Origin of the sequence: Herbiconiux sp. VKM Ac-1786 (assembly GCF_015350805.1) — a bacterium.
Lineage (GTDB): Bacteria > Actinomycetota > Actinomycetes > Actinomycetales > Microbacteriaceae > Herbiconiux.
Genome location: NZ_JADKSG010000001.1, coordinates 519,899 through 534,450, shown reverse-complemented (window position 1 = coordinate 534,450; position 14,552 = coordinate 519,899). Strand labels below are relative to the sequence as shown.

At 70.0% G+C, this 14,552-nt stretch carries 16 protein-coding genes; 10 read left to right on the top strand and 6 right to left on the bottom strand.

Features of this window, described 5'->3' with window-relative positions; translation table 11 throughout:
• Window positions 1–93 precede the first annotated feature (93 nt).
• The 6 genes from tsaE to ITJ64_RS19240 all read left to right on the top strand — a co-directional run bounded on the left by tsaE (window position 94) and on the right by ITJ64_RS19240 (window position 3,843).
• Window positions 94–582: a tRNA (adenosine(37)-N6)-threonylcarbamoyltransferase complex ATPase subunit type 1 TsaE gene (gene tsaE, locus ITJ64_RS02580; RefSeq protein ID WP_228507964.1), complete on the top strand. Its 489-nt coding sequence runs from the start codon at window positions 94–96 to the stop codon at window positions 580–582.
• 65 nt (window positions 583–647) lie between these two features.
• Window positions 648–1,259 (top strand): tRNA (adenosine(37)-N6)-threonylcarbamoyltransferase complex dimerization subunit type 1 TsaB, encoded by a 612-nt coding sequence (tsaB, locus tag ITJ64_RS02575; protein WP_194679251.1) that lies wholly within the window; start codon window positions 648–650, stop codon window positions 1,257–1,259.
• The gene (rimI, locus tag ITJ64_RS02570; RefSeq protein ID WP_194679250.1) at window positions 1,256–1,744 is read left to right on the top strand and encodes a ribosomal protein S18-alanine N-acetyltransferase; all 489 of its coding nucleotides are present in this window, start codon (window positions 1,256–1,258) and stop codon (window positions 1,742–1,744) included. Before tsaB ends, rimI begins: the two co-directional genes overlap by 4 nt.
• A complete protein-coding gene (tsaD, locus tag ITJ64_RS02565; protein WP_194679249.1) occupies window positions 1,741–2,808 on the top strand; it encodes a tRNA (adenosine(37)-N6)-threonylcarbamoyltransferase complex transferase subunit TsaD in 1,068 nt (355 codons plus the stop codon). The genes rimI and tsaD overlap by 4 nt, the downstream gene beginning before the upstream one ends.
• A 130-nt stretch (window positions 2,809–2,938) precedes the next feature.
• The gene (locus ITJ64_RS02560) at window positions 2,939–3,223 is read left to right on the top strand and encodes a DUF4190 domain-containing protein (protein WP_173183373.1); all 285 of its coding nucleotides are present in this window, start codon (window positions 2,939–2,941) and stop codon (window positions 3,221–3,223) included.
• 95 nt (window positions 3,224–3,318) lie between these two features.
• Window positions 3,319–3,843 carry a DUF4190 domain-containing protein gene (locus ITJ64_RS19240; RefSeq protein ID WP_194679248.1) on the top strand — a complete coding sequence of 175 codons (525 nt, stop codon included), beginning with the start codon at window positions 3,319–3,321 and terminating at the stop codon, window positions 3,841–3,843.
• Between the two features lie 39 nt (window positions 3,844–3,882).
• On the opposite strand, the gene ITJ64_RS02550 is transcribed toward ITJ64_RS19240, so the two are convergent.
• Window positions 3,883–5,070: a class I SAM-dependent methyltransferase gene (locus ITJ64_RS02550; protein WP_194679247.1), complete on the bottom strand. Its 1,188-nt coding sequence runs from the start codon at window positions 5,068–5,070 to the stop codon at window positions 3,883–3,885.
• 139 nt (window positions 5,071–5,209) lie between these two features.
• On the opposite strand from ITJ64_RS02550, the gene groES reads away from it, so the two are divergent.
• From groES to ITJ64_RS02535, 3 genes are all read left to right on the top strand, one after another.
• Complete coding sequence (groES, locus tag ITJ64_RS02545) at window positions 5,210–5,506, top strand: co-chaperone GroES (RefSeq protein ID WP_173183376.1); 297 nt, start codon at window positions 5,210–5,212, stop codon at window positions 5,504–5,506.
• Window positions 5,507–5,629: 123 nt separating this feature from the next.
• Window positions 5,630–6,535, top strand: a complete 906-nt coding sequence (rarD, locus tag ITJ64_RS02540) for an EamA family transporter RarD (protein ID WP_194679246.1) — start codon at window positions 5,630–5,632, stop codon at window positions 6,533–6,535.
• 155 nt (window positions 6,536–6,690) lie between these two features.
• Window positions 6,691–8,049, top strand: coding sequence for an ABC transporter substrate-binding protein (locus ITJ64_RS02535; RefSeq protein WP_194679245.1), 1,359 nt, complete (start codon window positions 6,691–6,693; stop codon window positions 8,047–8,049).
• A gap of 100 nt (window positions 8,050–8,149) precedes the next feature.
• On the opposite strand, the gene ITJ64_RS02530 is transcribed toward ITJ64_RS02535, so the two are convergent.
• From ITJ64_RS02530 to ITJ64_RS02510, 5 genes are read right to left on the bottom strand one after another with little or no spacing between them, the layout of a single operon-like run.
• Window positions 8,150–8,620 carry a hypothetical protein gene (locus tag ITJ64_RS02530; RefSeq protein WP_194679244.1) on the bottom strand — a complete coding sequence of 157 codons (471 nt, stop codon included), beginning with the start codon at window positions 8,618–8,620 and terminating at the stop codon, window positions 8,150–8,152.
• Between the two features lie 57 nt (window positions 8,621–8,677).
• Complete coding sequence (locus ITJ64_RS02525; protein ID WP_194679243.1) at window positions 8,678–9,502, bottom strand: ABC transporter ATP-binding protein; 825 nt, start codon at window positions 9,500–9,502, stop codon at window positions 8,678–8,680.
• Window positions 9,499–10,458 (bottom strand): ABC transporter ATP-binding protein, encoded by a 960-nt coding sequence (locus ITJ64_RS02520; RefSeq protein WP_194680687.1) that lies wholly within the window; start codon window positions 10,456–10,458, stop codon window positions 9,499–9,501. Before ITJ64_RS02520 ends, ITJ64_RS02525 begins: the two co-directional genes overlap by 4 nt.
• Before the next feature lie 31 nt (window positions 10,459–10,489).
• Complete coding sequence (locus tag ITJ64_RS02515) at window positions 10,490–11,467, bottom strand: branched-chain amino acid ABC transporter permease (RefSeq protein WP_194679242.1); 978 nt, start codon at window positions 11,465–11,467, stop codon at window positions 10,490–10,492.
• 14 nt (window positions 11,468–11,481) lie between these two features.
• A complete protein-coding gene (locus ITJ64_RS02510) occupies window positions 11,482–12,765 on the bottom strand; it encodes a branched-chain amino acid ABC transporter permease (protein WP_370545002.1) in 1,284 nt (427 codons plus the stop codon).
• Between the two features lie 258 nt (window positions 12,766–13,023).
• On the opposite strand from ITJ64_RS02510, the gene guaB reads away from it, so the two are divergent.
• The gene (gene guaB / locus ITJ64_RS02505) at window positions 13,024–14,526 is read left to right on the top strand and encodes an IMP dehydrogenase (RefSeq protein ID WP_194679240.1); all 1,503 of its coding nucleotides are present in this window, start codon (window positions 13,024–13,026) and stop codon (window positions 14,524–14,526) included.
• Window positions 14,527–14,552: the final 26 nt, after the last annotated feature.

Genomic DNA, 14,552 nt, shown 5'->3' with positions numbered 1-14,552 from the left:
CGGTTCGCCGAGCTGGCGGCCGCGGTCGGCGCATCGGTTCCGGCGGGTTCCGGCCCGGGTTCGGCTGCCCTCACCGTCGACGATCCCGAGCGGATGCACGGGTTCGGCGTCGAGGTCGGGCGACGTCTCGGCGCGGGCGACCTGGTGCTGCTCACCGGCGACCTCGGGGCGGGCAAGACCACGTTCACCCGCGGTCTCGGCGAGGGCCTCGGCGTGCGCGGACCGGTGACCAGCCCGACGTTCGTGCTGGCGCGCACGCATCCGTCGCTGGTGGGCGGGGCGCCGCTGGTGCACGTCGACGCGTACCGGCTCGGCAGCGCGCTCGAGCTCGACGACCTCGACATCGACTTCGACCACTCGGTCGTCGTCGTGGAGTGGGGCGCCGGGCTGATCGAGGCGCTGGCGGAGTCGTGGCTGTCGATCACGATCGACCGGCCGCACGGGGCGGGCGAGGGGGCGGGTGACGGGGCGGCTGACGGCGCGGGTGGCGAGGCCGACTCGGCGGACGACCCCGACGAGGGCGTCGAGCCCATCGAGCCGCGGCAGGTCGCGCTGATCGCGGTGGGCGGGCGCTGGGCGTAGGCCCGGGCTCGGGTGCCGGGCGGGCATCCGGCCGCCGCCTCGTCGAGGCGCGTTAGGCTCGTGAGGTGCTTCTCGCCATCGACACCTCAGCCGGGACGTCCGTCGCCGTGGTCGACGGCGATCTGGTGCTCGCCGAGCGCTCCACCGAGGACACCATGCGCCACGCCGAGGTGATCGGCGAGATGATCGCCGAGGTGCTCGACGAGGCCGGCGTCGAGCCCGCGCGGCTCGACGAGGTCGTCGCCGGAATGGGGCCGGGGCCGTTCACCGGGCTGCGGGTCGGTATCGCCGCCGCCCGCGCCTTCGCGCTCGGCATCGGCCGCCCCCTGACGCCCGCCGTCAGTCACGACGCGGTGGCGCTCGACGAGTGGTCGGCCGGCACCCGGGGGCCGCTCCTGGTGGTGACGGATGCTCGCCGCCGCGAGCTCTACTGGTCGAGCTACGACCTCGGCGCCGACGGGGCCTCCCGCACCGACGGACCCGGACTCTGCCGCCCCGACGAGCTGCCCTACCCCGACTTCGAGCGGATCGACGCCACCCAGGTCTCGGCCGGAGCGCTCGGCCGCGCCGCGCTCATCCGCCGCGCGGCCGGGCTGCCGGTGGAGTACACCGAGCCGCTCTACCTGCGCTCGCCCGACGTGACCGTGCCGGGGGCGCGCAAGCGGGTGACCCGATGACCGACGCGGCACCCGTGCTGCGCGCTGCGACCGAGGCCGACCTCGATGCGATCATGGCGCTCGAGGAGTCGTCGTTCACCTCCGACGCCTGGTCGCGTGACTCGATGCAGCGCGAGATCGTCAGCCCGTTCTGCCACTACCTCGTCGCGGTGCGCGCGGACGGCGGGCTCGCCGGCTACGCCGGGCTGCTCTGCCCGGAGGGATCCTCCGACGCGGACATCCAGACCATCGCCGTCGACCCCGCCGATCGTGGCCACGGCCTCGGACGCGCGCTGATGACCGAGCTGATGGCCGAGGCCGCCCGGCGCCGGGCACGGCAGATCTTCCTCGAGGTGCGCGCCGACAACCCCGTCGCCCACGGCCTCTACCGCTCGCTCGGCTTCGACGACATCGCCGTGCGCCCGAACTACTACCAGCCCGACGGTGTCGACGCCGTCGTGATGCGGGCCGAGCTCGGCCGCCCCGCCGGAAGGACCAGCGCATGACCCGCGAGCCCCTGGTGCTCGGCATCGAGACCTCCTGCGACGAGACCGGCATCGGCATCGTGCGGGGGCGCACGCTGCTGGCCAACGTGATCTCCTCGTCGATGGACGAGCACGCCCGCTACGGGGGCGTCGTGCCCGAGGTCGCGGCCCGCGCCCACCTCGAGGCGATGAACCCCGCGCTCGAGGCGGCGCTCGCCGAGGCGGGGGTCGGCTTCGACGAGCTCGACGCGATCGCCGTCACCAGCGGCCCCGGTCTCTCGGGCGCTCTGATGGTGGGGGTCGGCGCGGCCAAGGCGCTCGCGGTCGCGACCGGGAAGCCGCTGTACGCCGTGAACCACCTCGTGGGCCACGTCGGCGCCGACGTGCTCGACGCCGAGCCGCTGGAGTACCCGACCGTGGCGCTGCTCGTCTCGGGCGGGCACACCTCGCTGCTCGTCGTGCGTGATCTCGTCGGCGACGTCGAGCTGCTCGGCGAGACCATCGACGACGCCGCGGGGGAGGCCTTCGACAAGGTCGCGCGCATCCTGGGGCTGCCCTACCCGGGCGGGCCGCAGATCGACCGCGCGGCCGTGGGCGGCGACCCGACGGCCATCCGCTTCCCCCGCGGACTGATGCTGCCGAAGGATCTGGAGCGGCACCGGTACGACTTCTCGTTCTCGGGGCTGAAGACCGCCGTGGCGCGCTGGGTCGAGAAGGCCCAGGACGCGGGCGAGGAGGTGCCGGTGGCCGACGTCGCCGCGAGCTTCCGCGAGGCCGTGGTCGACGTGCTGCTGACCAAGGCGTTCCGGGCCTGCGCCGACCTCGGCATCCCGCGGCTGCTGCTCGGCGGCGGTGTGGTCGCCAATGCCCGCGTGCGGGAGGCGGCCGCCGAGCGGGCGGCGGCCCAGGGGGTGCAGCTGCGCATCCCCCCGCTGTCGCTGTGCACCGACAACGGTGCCATGATCGCCGCCCTCGGCGCCCAGCTCGTGGCGGCGGGGCACCGGCCGAGCGGGCTCGGCTTCGGGGCCGACTCGACGCTGCCGGTCACCGAGATCCAGGTCGACGAGCTGCCGGCGGAGGCCTGAGGCCGCGTCGCGCCGCGTCGGGTCGCGGCGCCGCTCGTCGGGTCACGGAGCGTCGCTGAGATTGACAGATTCTCACGGCCACGCCACGATAGGTGCCGTCCCTGTCTACCGGCAACCTTGGAGCCCCCTCGTGACGAACCCCACCCCTCCCGCCTACGCCGCCGGCCCCGTCGCCGAGCAGAAGTGGAACGTCCTCGCGATCGTCGCCTTCGTGATCTCGCTGCTGTCGTTCAACGTCATCGCCATCGTGCTCGGCGCCATCGCCCTCAGCCAGATCAAGAAGACCGGTGAGAAGGGTCGCGGCCTGGCGCTCGCCGCCATCATCATCGGTGCGGTCACCATCGTGTTCTACATCGTGCTGTTCATCGTGATCTTCGCGGTCGCGGCGAGCCAGGGCACGGTCACCACCTACTGAGCCGTCGGGCGCAGGCGGCTCCCGGCTGCCTGCGCCTACGCTGTTAACGATCGAGGCAGCGCCGCCGGCCTGCCGCCACAGGAAAGGGTCACTCCGTGAGCGACACCACCCCTCCGGCCGCCGGAGAACCGCCCGTCCCGCCCGTCACCCCGCAGGCCCCGCAGCCTCCGCAGCCCCCTGTCGGCGGCTACCAGTCGGCGCCGCCACCTCAGGCGCCCCAGCAGCAGCCGCCGCAGCAGGGCTACGGCCAGACCCCGCCGCCCGCGTACGGTCAGGCGCCGCAGCAGGGCTACGGCCAGCAGCAGACCCCGCCGCCCGGCTACCCGCCGCAGCAGCAGCAGCCGTACTACGGCTACCAGGCACCGGCGACCCCGCCGATGAACACGCTGGCGATCATCACGATCATCCTGGCGTTCGTGTTCTCGATCGCGGGCATCGTCACCGGGCACATCGCGCTGAAGCAGATCGACCGCACCGGCGAGCAGGGCCGGGGGCTCGCGAAGGCGGGCCTCATCCTGAGCTATGTCTTCACCGGGCTCGGCGTGCTGCTCGTGATCTTCTACGTCGTCTTCGTGGTGCTGGCGATCGCGATCGCGGGCACCTCGAGCACCTACTACTAGGCCGTCAGGTCCGGTTCCCCTCGAGCGCCGCGGCGGCCCTCAGCCCACCCGGTCGACGAGCAGCGCCTCGTGCGCGCCGTCGACCCGGGTGAGGATGAGGGTCGCCGACTCGGGCCCCTTCAGCGCCAGGCGCGTGCGGAGCGCGGCGGGGTCGACGTCGATGCCGCGTTTCTTGATCTCGAGCGTGCCGATCCGGCGCTCGCGCAGCGCCCGCTTGAGCGCGGCCTCGCTCGCGGGCAGTCGCTCGCGCACCCGGAACGCCGCGGCGAACGGGGTCTCGACGACCGAGTCGGCCGTGAGATAGGCGATGCCGGCCGAGAGCATGCCGGCGTCGAGGCGCTCGGCCAGCGCCCCGATCAGGCGGGCGCGGATGATCGAGCCGTCCGGCTCGTAGACGTACTCCCCGAGCGGTCGCACCTCCGCGTCGTCGCTGTCGGCGGCCGCGGTGAGCTCGGCGGCCCCACCCTCCCGCACCACGAGCGCGGAGCGGCGCACCCCCGACCGGGCGAGCGCACCGAACCACAGCCCCATCTCGACCAGCTGCCCGTCGACCGAGACCCACTGCGCCTCGGCGGAGCCCGGGATCTGCTCGCGATCGAAGCCCGGTCCGAGCTTGACGCCCACGGGCATCCGCTCGCCGAGGCCGAACGCGAAGCCGACCGAGGGCGAGTAGTCGTCGGGACGGGTGAGGCGGGAGGTCTCGCCGGTGCCGGCGGTGCGCCGGGCGGGGTCGAGGTAGACCGCGTCGACGCCCTCGAGCGAGACGCTCTCGGCGTCGGCGTGCACGACCTCGACGTCGGGGAACGCGGCGAGGTTGTAGGCGGCCAGCGCGGCGGTGACCTCGTCACGCTCGACCGCCAGGACGGGGATGCCGAGAGCGGCGATGGCGAGGGCATCCGCCCCCAGACCGCAGCCGAGGTCGGCCACCCGCCGCACACCGGCGTCGCGGAAGCGGCCCGCGTGCAGGGCGGCGACCTTCAGTCGGGTGGCCTGTTCGAGGCCGGCCTGGGTGTACAGCAGCCGGTCGGCGAAGGCGCCGAACTTCGCCCGGGCCTTCTGCCGCAGCCGGGACTGGGTGAGCGCCACGGCGACGAGCTCGGGGGAGTGGCCGGCCTTGCGCAGGGCCGCGACCTGCTGCACGGCCTTCGCCGAGGAGTACTCGGGCAGCGAGTCGACGAGCCGGAGCCCCTCCGTGGTCAGCAGCAGCGACAGCTCGGCGGAGTCCATCCGGCCACGCTACCAAGCGCGGCGCGATTGTTGGCACTCGCGTTGCGGGAGTGCCAATGAAGCCTCTAAACTCGACTTAGCACTCTCGGAGTGAGGGTGCTAACCAGACGTTTTGTAACTGAGAAAGAAGAGGTCAACCGTGTCGGTCTCCATCAAGCCGCTCGAGGATCGCATCGTCATCAAGCAGGTCGAAGCTGAGCAGACCACTGCTTCCGGTCTCGTCATCCCTGACACCGCCAAGGAGAAGCCCCAGGAGGGCGAGGTCGTCGCGGTGGGCCCCGGCCGCATCGACGACAACGGCAACCGCATCCCGCTCGACGTCGCCGTCGGCGACAAGGTCATCTACTCCAAGTACGGCGGAACCGAGGTGAAGTACGGCGGAGAAGACCTGCTCGTGCTCTCGGCCCGCGACGTGCTCGCGGTCGTCGTCCGCTGACGCATCCTTCTTCACGCAGAACCCCGGGTGGCCTGGCCGCCCGGGGTTCTGTCGTTCCCGGGGTTCTGTCGTTCCCGGGGGCACTCGCGCCGCCTGGTGGCGGCACGGGGGTAGGCTGACGCGGTGCCCGACCGCTCCGCCCCCACGAAGGCCTTCCGCTCCGGGCTGCTCTACGCCGTCGGCGCGTACGTGCTGTGGGGCGTGCTCCCGCTGTACTTCCTGCTCATGCAGCCGGCGGGGGCGTTCGAGATCGTCGCCTGGCGCATCCTGTTCTCGCTGGTCTTCTGCGCACTGCTGCTGACCGTCACCCGCGGCTGGCGCCCCTTCCTCGCGATCGCCCGGCAGCCCCGGCTGCTGTTCCTGATGGCGCTGGCGGGCCTGTTGATCTACATCAACTGGCAGACCTACATCCTCGGCACGCTCTCGGGGCAGGTCGTCGAGACGTCGCTCGGCTACTTCATCAACCCGATCGTCACCGTGCTGCTCAGCGTGCTCGTGCTGCACGAGCGGCTCAGGATGCTGCAATGGGCCGCCATCGGCATCAGCCTCGTCGCCGTGCTGGTGCTGGCCGTCGGGCACGGCTCGGTGCCGTGGCTCGCCCTCGTGCTGGCCGGCTCCTTCGGCACCTACGGTCTCGTGAAGAAGCACGTCGGCCCCCGGGTGGACGCCGTGAGCGGCCTGTCCCTGGAGACGGCGTGGCTCGCGCCGCTCGCGACCGTGCAGCTGATCGTGGTCGCCACCCTGCCCGGCGGGATCGTGTTCGGCACGATCAGCCCGTTCCACACCGGGCTCATCCTGATCTCGGGCGTCGCCACCGCCGTGCCGCTCCTGATGTTCGCCTCGGCCACCCGCCGGCTGCCGCTGGCCTACGTGGGCTTCATCCAGTTCGTCGCGCCCCTGCTCCAGTTCGCCATCGGGGTGTTCGTGCTGCACGAGCCCATGCCGCCCGAGCGCTGGGCCGGATTCGCCGTCGTCTGGGTCGCCGTGCTGGTGCTGATCATCGACATGGCCCGGGCGGCCCGGCGCTGAGAGCGCTCCCCAGGTCACCGCGAGATAACGATTGTCCCGTGTTACACGGCTGTAACACGAGCGTATTGTTCCGGTGCCGATCAGCGCATAGCGTGATGGAACGGCCGATTCTTCGAGTCTGCCGAGAAACTGCACACATTCACATAAGGAGCACCATGAGCGTATTTGCGAAGGCCACGGCCTCGCGCTCGAAGCCCCTCTCGATCGTTGCCGGCGTAGCCGCGTTCAGCGCCACGGCCCTGCTGCTGGCCTCGTGCGCGTCGACGCCCGCGAGCGACGGCGGAGAGACCACCGCGGCGGCAGCACTCTGCGGCCCCGATGCGGCCACCGCAGCGGCCGACATCACGCCCGTCGCGCCCGAGACGGCGCAGACCCGCGAGACCAAGCTGAAGCTCGGCTCGATCCTGCCGACCACGGGCTCGCTGGCCTACCTCGGCCCGCCCGAGATCGCCGGTGTCGACCTCGCCATCGACGAGATCAACGCGTCCGCGTCGGGCGTCCTGGGCGGCAACGCCGAGGTCATCCACCGCGACTCGGGTGACACCACCACCGACATCGCGACCCAGTCGGCCACCGACCTGCTCAGCCAGGGGGTCTCCGGCATCGTCGGTGCCGCGTCGTCGGGTGTCTCGTTCACCTTCATCGACCAGGTCACCGGTGCGCAGGTCGTCCAGGTGTCGCCGGCGAACACCTCGCCCGACTTCTCGACCTACGCCGACGGCGGGTACTACTTCCGCACCGCCCCGTCCGACGTGCTGCAGGGCCGCGTGCTCGGCAACCTGATCGTCAACGACGGCGCGACCAACGTCGGCATCATCTACCTGAACGACGCCTACGGCTCGGGCCTGGAGGAGAACGTCTCCAAGGCCGTCGAGGCCGCCGGCGGCACCGTCGTCGCCTCCGAGGCGTTCAACGAGGGTGACAGCCAGTTCAGCGCCCAGATCGACGCCGTCGTGGCCGAAGACCCCGACGCCATCGCGCTGATCGCCTTCGACCAGACCAAGGTCATCATCCCCGAGCTCGTCGGAACCAAGGGCTTCGACGGCAGCAAGGTCTACTTCGTCGACGGCAACCTCGCCGACTACTCGGCCGACTTCGAAGAGGGCGTGCTGAACTGCGCGAAGGGCACCCTGCCCGGCGTGCTGGCCGACGACGCCTTCAAGGCGAAGCTGCTCGGTGTGAACCCCGACCTGAAGGACTTCAGCTACGGCGCCGAGTCCTACGACGCGGTCAACCTGATGGCCCTCGCGGCCGTCGCGGGCGGCTCCGCCACCGGTCCGGTCATCCAGGCGAACATGCAGGCGGTCTCGGAGGGCGGCACGAAGTGCACCAGCTTCTCCGAGTGCGCCGACCTGCTCGCTGCAGGAACCGACATCGACTACGACGGTGTCTCCGGCCCCATCACCTTCGATGAGAACGGCGACCCGACCGAGGCGTACATCGGCATCTACCAGTACGGCAAGGACAGCACCTACTCGCCGCTGAACGTCGAGTTCGGCTCGCTGGCAGGCTAGTCCCACCACACCGAAGGCCCGGCTCCCCTCAGGGGGCCGGGCCTTTCGGCGTTCCGGGGGGCTCGGCCTCGCTGCCGGCGGCGAAGCCGGGTCAGCCCGGTCAGCCGGCCAGCTGCGTCCGGAGCGTCTGCACGAGCTCCCACGTGCCGGGATCGGCGAAGTCGAGCGGGTCGAGCGTGTGGGCGATGATGGTCTCGCCACTGCGCTCCACATGGGTCGTCGGAAGGGCGCACGGCGGCGCCTGCCGGCACCACGACGCCGGCGCGCCCGGCATCGGCAGCGGCCCCAGGATGAGGTACCCCGTCGTCACCTCGCAGCACCGCCGCCCCGGCTGCGTGCGCAGCACGAAGTTGCCCACCTCGAAGCGCCGGCCGGCCCACGAGCCCCGGAAGCGCCGCAGCGTGCGCGGCTCGTGGCCGAGCTGGAACAGCGCCCCCTGTGCCGGCGCACCGGGCGCCCGCCGCTCGTACACGAGCCCGTTGGCGGCCGCGAAGGCACGGAGACGGGCCTCCCGGCGACCACGGGCGACCAGGGGCGCGACGACGAGCGGGGGAACGAGAAGGGTGGGCACCGACCGAGACTACGTCCGGGTCGATGCCCACCCTCGTGAGCAGTTGCTACCTAACGATCAGTGGCCCTGGTCGGCCGCCAGGGTGCCGAGGTAGAGCTCGATCACCTTGGGGTCCTTCATCAGCTCGCGACCGGTGCCGGTGTACGCGTCCTTGCCCTGATCGAGCACGTACGCGCGGTCGCAGATCTGCAGGCAGCGGCGTGCGTTCTGCTCGACCATGATCACGGAGACACCCGCGCGGTTGATCTGGTGCACCCGCATGAACGTCTCGTCCTGACGCACGGGGGACAGGCCCGCCGAGGGCTCGTCGAGCAGCAGCACCGACGGCTCCATCATCAGTGCGCGGCCCATGGCGACCATCTGGCGCTCACCGCCCGAGAGCGAGCCGGCACGCTGCTTGCGCCGCTTGCCGAGCTCCGGGAAGAGCGTGGTGACGAAGTCGAACCGCTCCGAGAAGATCGTGGGCTTCTGGAACAGGCCCATCTCGAGGTTCTCCTCGATCGTCAGCGACGGGAACACGTTGTTGTTCTGGGGCACCATGCCGACGCCCTTGGAGACGAGCTTGTTGGCCTTGAGGCCCGTGATGTCCTCGCCCTTCAGCACCACGCGTCCGCCGCGGATCTTGATCTGACCGAAGATCGCCTTCAGCACGGTCGACTTGCCGGCGCCGTTCGGGCCGATGATGCCGATCAGCTCTCCGGGGAACGCCTCGATCGTGCATCCGTTCAGGATGTTCACGCCGGGCAGGTAGCCGCCCACGAGGTCTTCGGTGCGCAGCACGGCCTCGCCGCGGTCGGTCGGGGCCAGCGTGTGGCCGCGCGAGGGCTCGGACGAGAGCTCGTCGACCTGGTCGTTGACCTCGTTCGGGTTCAGATCGCTCATCGCTTGGTCTCCTCGACTCCCGCGGCCGGCGGGGTGTCCCCGTAGCCGCTCGTCTCTGCCTCGGGATGCGCCTCGTGCGCCTTGCGCTCCGCCTCGAGCACCGGGTTCGGGCCGTCCTCCATCAGATCGCCCAGGTCGGTGTCGTGGTGGGCGCCGAGGTAGGCGTCGATCACGGCCGGGTCCTTCATCACGGTCTCGGGCGGGCCCTCGGCCACGACGCGGCCCTCGGCCATCACGACCACCCAGTCGGAGATGTGCATGACCATGTGCATGTCGTGCTCGACGAACAGCACCGAGGTGCCGTCCTCCTTGAGGTTCTTGATGTGCCCGAGCAGCGACTGCGTGAGGGCCGGGTTCACACCGGCCATCGGCTCGTCGAGCATGATCAGCTGCGGCTTCGACATCAGCGCGCGCGCCATCTCGAGGAGCTTGCGCTGACCGCCCGAGAGGGAGGCCGCGTAGTCCTCGCGCTTGGCGTCGAGCTTGAAGCGGGCGAGGAGGTCGTCGGCGCGGGCCGTGTTCTCCTCCTCCTGCTTCTTCCAGATCGGGCGGATGAGCGAGGCGAACAGCTTCTCGCCCTTCTGGCCCGTGGCGCCGAGCAGCATGTTCTGCAGCACGCTCAGCCGGCCGAGCGACTTCGTCAGCTGGAAGGTGCGCACCATGCCCGAGCGGGCGACCTTGAAGGCCGGAACGCCCGCGAGCGACTTGCCGTCGAACTCCCACGTGCCCGTGTTCGGCTTGTCGAAGCCGGTCAGCAGGTTGAACATGGTCGTCTTGCCGGCGCCGTTCGGGCCGATCAGGGCGGTGATCTTGCCGCGCGGGATCTCGAGGTGATCGACGTCGACCGCCTTGAGGCCGCCGAACTGCCGCGTCACGCTGTCGGCGATCACGATGGGGTCGACCTTCGCGCATCCGGGACCGACCTCGCCCTTGACGAGCGGGTGCGTGGTCGGGATGCCGGAGGCCGGCGCGGTGGAGGCGGGGAGATTAGACACTGAAGGACAGCTCCTTCTTGTTTCCGAAGATACCTTGCGGTCTGAAGATGACGAGCAGCATCAGGGCGACACCCACGAGGATGAATCGCACCTGGCCCGCCTGGGTGGTCGAGAGGAAGCCGATGGCCCCCGACTCGATGGCGCCGTACAGGATGCCCTGCGTCAGCGACAGCACGACCCAGAAGATCATCGAGCCGATGATCGGGCCGAAGATCGTGGCCGCTCCACCGAGGAGCATGATCGTCCAGATGAAGAACGTCAGGCCCGTGGTGTAGTTCGCGGGCTGCACGGCGCGGGGCAGGATGAAGATGATTCCCGCGACCGAGCCGAGCACGCCACCGAGCACCAGCGACTGCATCTTGTAGGAGTAGACGTTCTTGCCGAGGCTGCGCACCGCATCCTCGTCCTCGCGGATGCCCTTGACGACACGGCCCCAGGGGCTGCGCATGAGCAGGAAGACGAGCACGCTGGCGAGGATGACGATCACCCAGCCGACGATGCGCACCCACCAGTCGTAGGCCGAGTAGGTGAACGGACCGAAGCCGTAGGTGCCCTGCGGGATCGGGTTGATCGCCGCGAAGGTGCCCTTGAAGCCCGAGAGGCCGTTCGCCGCACCGGTGAAGTCGGTCAGGCCCGTGGTGGTGACCACGTATCTCACGACTTCTGCGGCCGCGATCGTGACGATGGCCAGATAGTCGGCCCTCAGTCGCAGCGTCGGTATGCCCAGGATGAACGCGAAGATCACCGAGCAGAGGATGGCGCAGAGCACCGCCACCACGAGCGGGGCGCCCGCGAGGGTCGGGATCGCGAAGCCGTAGGCCCCGATCAGGAGGAATGCCGCCTGACCGAAGTTCAGGAGGCCCGTGTAGCCGAAGTGGATGCCCAGGCCGATGGCCGCCAGCGCGTAGGCGGCGGTCGTCGGGCTGATCAGCTCGCCGACGGCGTTGCCGAAGATGTTTCCCCAGTCCATGAGTCTCTCCTTCCTTAACCGATTCGTTCTTTGCGCCCGAGGATGCCCTGCGGTCGCACGAGCAGCACGACGATGAGCACCACCAGGGCGGCGGCGTATTTGAGGTCCGGCGGGATGAACAGCGTCGACAGCTCGACGAACAGCCCGACGACGATGGAGCCGACGAGGGCGCCGTAGGCGGAGCCGAGCCCGCCGAGGGTGACCGCGGCGAACATCAGCAGCAGCACCTGGAAGCCCATGTCCCACGAGACCTGGCGGTACAGGGCCAGCATCACGCCGGCCAGGGCCGCGAGGGCTCCGGCGATCACCCAGACGATGCGGATGATGCGGTCGACGTCGATTCCGGATGCGGCGGCGAGCGACGGGTTGTCCGACACCGCCCGGGTCGCCTTGCCGATGCGGGTGCGGGTGAGGAAGAGGCCGACGAGCAGCAGCACCACGACCGAGATCACCATGCTGAGCAGCGAGCCGGTGGTGATGCGCACCGGGCCGAGCACGACCGCATCCGACAGCCCGACGCTCATGGTCTTGGTGTCGCCGCCGATGTTCATCAGGTAGAAGTAGCGCAGGGCGATGGCGAGACCGATCGAGACGATCATCGCCTGGACGAGCTTCACGCCCTTCCGTCTGAGGGGCCGCCAGAGCAGCCAGTCGTTCAGGTAGCCGAACACACCGCCGAGCACCAGCGCGATGACCATCGCGATGAAGATGTTGAGGCCGAGAAGCACCGCGAAGATCCAGGCGACGATGGCCCCGAAGGTCACCATCTCGCCGTGCGCGAAGTTGTTCAGGCCGGTCGTGCCGAAGATCAGCGTGATGCCGATGGCCGCGAGGGCGATCAGCAGGCCGAAGTTCAGGCCGGCCGCGAGACGCTGCAGGAACTGCTCGAAGAAGCCCGTCGTCTGCCGGGTGTCGGCACCGAGCGGGAACGAGCGGGTCAGCGTGTTCGTCAGCCACTCGTCGGCCGCGACGGTGGACGTCGCCTTGTCGGGGTCGCGCAGCTCGACGCCGTCGGGCAGCGTGTCGGGGTCGAGCGTGACCGTGTACTCGCCCTTCTCCGGCACGACGACGGCCCAGCGGCCCGTGTCGTCGGTGGTCGCGGTCTCCTCGAAACCGGACCCGCCCGCGACGGTGATCTCGGCCCCCTCGACGAGGTTGTCGCCGTCACGGAGCACACCATTGATGGTGAGCGTGTTCGTGAAGTCGCTCGTGGGGGTCGGGGTCGGAGCGGGGGTCTCGGTCGCCGAAGTCGACAGGGCCCCCGAGCCCAGCACGATGCCGAGACAGAGGGAGACCACCGCCAACAGCATCGTGACGAGACGTACCCCGTGTCCGGTACGGATTCCTGCGATCAAGACAGCACCTCCTGAAGGAGAACCCCATGTGCAGTGGTGGGTTCTCCGCGCCTATGGTCGTAGCGACTCTGCTAGACCATACAGACGATTTGTGTCCACGGTGTTTCAGGTGGACATTCCGTCGTGCCCGTCATTTCTACACGGAATATCGGTGCGTGCCTAACGGTTACGATTGACCTACACTGCGCGCGAGGGAGAACGATGGACCAGCCGGATCCGTTCGGATTTGTCGGATTGACGTACGACGACGTGATGCTTCTGCCGGGTCATACCGACGTCATCCCGAGTGAGGCCGACACCTCCTCGCGACTGACCAAGCGCATCGAGGTCGCCACCCCGCTGCTGTCGGCGGCGATGGACACCGTCACGGAGTCGCGCATGGCGGTGGCCATGGCGCGTCAGGGCGGTCTGGGCATCCTGCACCGCAACCTGTCGATCATCGATCAGGCCGAGCAGGTCGACCGCGTGAAGCGCAGCGAGTCGGGCATGGTCACCGACCCGGTGACGACGACTCCGGATGCGACGGTCGCCGAGGTCGACGCGCTCTGCGGCATGTACCGCGTCAGCGGCCTTCCCGTGGTCGACGGCCAGGGCGTGCTCGTCGGCATCGTCACCAACCGCGACATGCGATTCGTCTCGCCGTTCGAGAAGCAGACCACGTTCGTGCGCGACGTGATGACGAAGATGCCGCTGATCACTGCGCGCGTCGGGGTCGACCCCGATGACGCCGTCGCGATCTTCGCGCAGCACAAGATCGAGAAGCTGCCCATCGTCGACGACGCGGGCCGGCTCTCGGGTCTGATCACGGTGAAGGACTTCGACAAGAGCGAGAAGTACCCCAACGCCACCAAGGACTCGGCCGGCCGGCTGCGCGTGGGCGCCGCCATCGGCTTCTTCGGCGACGCCTGGCAGCGCGCCACCAACCTGCTCGACGCGGGCGTCGACGTGATCGTGGTCGACACGGCCAACGGCGACAGCGCGGGCGTGCTCGAGATCATCCGCCGGCTGAAGAGCGACTCGGCGTTCGCCGACGTCGACATCATCGGCGGCAACGTGGCCACCCGTTCCGGCGCCCAGGCGCTCGTGGACGCGGGAGCCGACGCCATCAAGGTGGGCGTCGGGCCGGGCTCGATCTGCACCACGCGCGTCGTCGCCGGTGTGGGCGTGCCGCAGGTGACCGCCGTCTACGAGGCGTCGCTCGCCGCGCGCGAGGCCGGGGTGCCGGTGATCGCCGACGGCGGTCTGCAGTACTCGGGCGACATCGCGAAGGCCTTGGTGGCCGGCGCCGACACCGTCATGCTCGGCTCGCTGCTCGCCGGCTGCGACGAGAGCCCGGGCGACCTCGTCTTCGTCAACGGCAAGCAGTTCAAGAACTACCGGGGCATGGGCTCGCTCGGCGCGCTGCAGACCCGGGGCGAGAAGACCTCGTACTCGAAGGACCGCTACTTCCAGTCCGACGTGCCCTCCGACGACAAGCTGATCGCCGAGGGCATCGAGGGCCAGGTGCCCTACCGCGGCCCGCTCGCGAACGTGGCCTACCAGCTGGCCGGCGGCCTGCGCCAGTCGATGTTCTACGTCGGCGCGCGCACCATCCCCGAGCTGAAGCAGAAGGGCAAGTTCGTGCGCATCACGGCGGCGGGCCTGAAGGAGTCGCACCCGCACGACGTGCAGATGGTCGTCGAGGCCCCCAACTACCGCCGCTGACCCGCCTCGCTGACCGCTCGCGGCCC

Coding starts and splice junctions, on each gene's coding strand:
- tsaE (WP_228507964.1), top strand. CDS start 94: ATGCACGGGTTCGGCGTCGAGGTCGGGCGACGTCTCGGCGCGGGCGAC.
- rimI (WP_194679250.1), top strand. CDS start 1,256: ATGACCGACGCGGCACCCGTGCTGCGCGCTGCGACCGAGGCCGACCTC.
- tsaD (WP_194679249.1), top strand. CDS start 1,741: ATGACCCGCGAGCCCCTGGTGCTCGGCATCGAGACCTCCTGCGACGAG.
- ITJ64_RS02550 (WP_194679247.1), bottom strand. CDS start 5,070: ATGGACTCCGCCGAGCTGTCGCTGCTGCTGACCACGGAGGGGCTCCGG.
- ITJ64_RS02535 (WP_194679245.1), top strand. CDS start 6,691: ATGAGCGTATTTGCGAAGGCCACGGCCTCGCGCTCGAAGCCCCTCTCG.
- ITJ64_RS02525 (WP_194679243.1), bottom strand. CDS start 9,502: ATGAGCGATCTGAACCCGAACGAGGTCAACGACCAGGTCGACGAGCTC.
- ITJ64_RS02515 (WP_194679242.1), bottom strand. CDS start 11,467: ATGGACTGGGGAAACATCTTCGGCAACGCCGTCGGCGAGCTGATCAGC.
- guaB (WP_194679240.1), top strand. CDS start 13,024: ATGGACCAGCCGGATCCGTTCGGATTTGTCGGATTGACGTACGACGAC.